The sequence below is a fragment of the Halanaerobium sp. genome (assembly GCF_003070835.1).
In genome coordinates this window covers 1-2584 of record NZ_QBLR01000407.1, presented here as the reverse complement: position 1 = coordinate 2584, position 2584 = coordinate 1, and the positions used below count along the sequence as shown (strand labels likewise).

The 2584-nt window shown below is 34.8% G+C and carries 4 protein-coding genes; all 4 read right to left on the bottom strand.

All coding sequences use genetic code 11. The annotated features are described in order from the left end of the window. On the bottom strand, nt 1-269 hold a 269-nt coding region (locus tag CI949_RS19735), incomplete at its 3' end, for an RnfABCDGE type electron transport complex subunit D (protein ID WP_290769609.1). Nucleotides 270-284: 15 nt separating this feature from the next. Then, a complete protein-coding gene (gene rsxC / locus CI949_RS19730) occupies nt 285-1610 on the bottom strand; it encodes an electron transport complex subunit RsxC (protein WP_290769607.1) in 1326 nt (441 codons plus the stop codon). A gap of 46 nt (nt 1611-1656) precedes the next feature. Further along, complete coding sequence (locus CI949_RS19725; RefSeq protein ID WP_290769604.1) at nt 1657-1893, bottom strand: heavy-metal-associated domain-containing protein; 237 nt, start codon at nt 1891-1893, stop codon at nt 1657-1659. Between the two features lie 28 nt (nt 1894-1921). Next, nucleotides 1922-2584 (bottom strand): PIN/TRAM domain-containing protein (locus tag CI949_RS19720; RefSeq protein WP_290769602.1); only part of this gene is annotated, 663 nt, incomplete at its 5' end.

Genomic DNA, 2584 nt, shown 5'->3' with positions numbered 1-2584 from the left:
GGGAGTGTAAGTGCCAGAAGTAATCCTGTAACTACTGCACTTCCATCTTTAATCATAATTTTTTTATTTCTAATTTTTTGAAATATGTATTCTGTTAAAACCGCACCAGCAACAGCTGTCAGAACCACTGAAATTGCTCTTGCTTGAAAGAAATATACAGCAGCAAAAACTGCTGGCAGCAGAGCAATTACAACTGACCACATTATTTTTGGGACTGAATCCTGAGCTCTGATATGTGGTGAGGATGTTACAATTAATTCGTTATTCATTATTGATTATCCCCCTTAATTCTCTTCTCTTTTTTTGGCCATGACCTGTGCCTTACCAAGACGCAGATGATGTACCAGAGGTATTTTAGATGGACAGACAAAAGAACAGGAACCACATTCAACACAGCTTAATATCTGCCATTCTTCCAATTCCTCGACCATCTCATTTTTCGCATAATTTGCCAGCTGAGTTGGCATTAAAAACATAGGACAGGCATCAACACAGCGAGCACAGTTAATACAGGGAGAAGGTTCATATACTTCGACTTCCTCCTGAACCAGCACTAAAATACCGGAAGTACCTTTAACACCGGGAATATTGAGAGACTTTTGTGCCTTACCCATCATTGGACCACCGGTAATAACTTTAGCTGCATTTTCTTTTAAGCCACCTGCTTCTTCAACCAAATCACCAATATTAGTACCTATTCGATAAATTAAATTTTGGGGAGAATTTATTCCGCGACCGGTAATTGAGATAGACCTTTCATAAAGAGGTTTTCCATCTCTAATTGCATCTGCAACTGCAGCTGCTGTCGAGGTATTGTTGACCACTACCCCTACATCAAGCGGTAGACCACCAGCAGGAACTTCTCGTCCCAGAATAGCCTCAATCAACATTTTTTCTCCACCCTGTGGATACTTTGTTTCTAAAACCTTTACTTCAATATTTTTGTCATCCTTAACCGCATCCTGCATACTTTCAATTGCTTCGGGCTTATTTTCTTCAATCCCAATAAAACCTCCGGATGCACCGGCAGCTTTCATTAAAGCTTTTAAACCAAAAACAATACTCTTTGGTCTTTCCACCATTACCCGATGGTCAACAGTTAGATAAGGCTCACATTCGGCTCCATTTAAAATTACATAATCAACACTTTTGTCTTCGGGAATAGAAACCTTAACGTGAGTGGGAAACATTGCTCCTCCCATACCTACAATTCCTGCTTCTCTAATGATTTTTCTAATTTGATCTGCATCAAGTTGATCTAAATTATCATGTTTTTCTAAACCAGAATTAAGTGTATCCTCTTCTGCTGCTTCGATAACTACAGCATCAACAATATTTCCGCCAGGATCTGTTACTTTTCTTATTTCTTTAACAGTTCCAGAGACTGAAGCATGAATAGGTGCACAGACAAAACTGTCTCCATCTGCAATCTTCTGACCCATGTCCACCTTATCACCTTTTTTAACAAGCACCTTTAAAGGTGCTCCAATGTGCTGTTTCAGAGGAATAATTACCTCCTCAGGACGTTTCGAATTTTTTAAGGGTTTATCCTTTGTTAGTTCCTTATTATACTCAGGATGTATACCCTGTTTAAAAGTCAACGCTTTCACTATACAATTTCACCCCTATTGTGTTATTCTAGATTTAAAAATCATATTAATTTTTTGGGACAGCGTTATAACCTGCTTTTTTTAAGCTCTCAAGAAGTTCTTCTGAACTAACTTTTTCTTTATCATATCTTACAATTGCATTTCCTTTATTTAAACCAACTCTAATTTCTTTAATACCATCAAATTCTCTTAAAATATCAGCAACTACTGTAAAGCAATAAAAACATTTCATTCCTTCTATTTTAATCACTAGTTCTGCATTATTTTTGATTTTTGCAGTCATTATAACCCTCCCCATTTACTATTTATTATTAAATATTTTTAGATGACAAATTTGCAAAATACATTCTTCCTGAATTTTTCTGAAAAAAGCTTGAGATAACTACATTAATTTTTTCTCCTATATGATTTTGGCCGCCCTCAACAACTATCATTGTCCCGTCTTTAAGATATGCAATACCCTGACCCTGTTCTTTTCCCTTTTTGATGATTTCCACTTTCTTTTTTTCTCCTGGTAAAAGAACAGGTTTAAGAGCATTAGCCAATCTATTTATATTAATAACCTTAATCCCCTGTAACTCAGCAAGTTGATTTAAATTATAATCACTGGATATTAAATCAGCATTTAATTCTTTAGCCAGATGAACCAACTTATGATCAACCTCCTGATTATTAACTTCTCTATCTAAAATAACAATATCCTCTCCAAGATCATTTTGTAATTTTTTTAATATTTCCAATCCCAATCTACCTTTTTTTCTTTTTAACTCTCTATCCGAATCTGCAATATTTTGTAATTCTTCTAATACAAAGCGGGGAACAATTAAAATCCCATCTATAAAATTATTTTTATAAACTTCAAATATTCTACCATCAATAATGGCACTTGTATCAATTATTTTAGGTGATGACTCAGAATAATACTTATCATTTCTTTCAACATTAGATTCTTTAAATAAGATATAATCTATTTC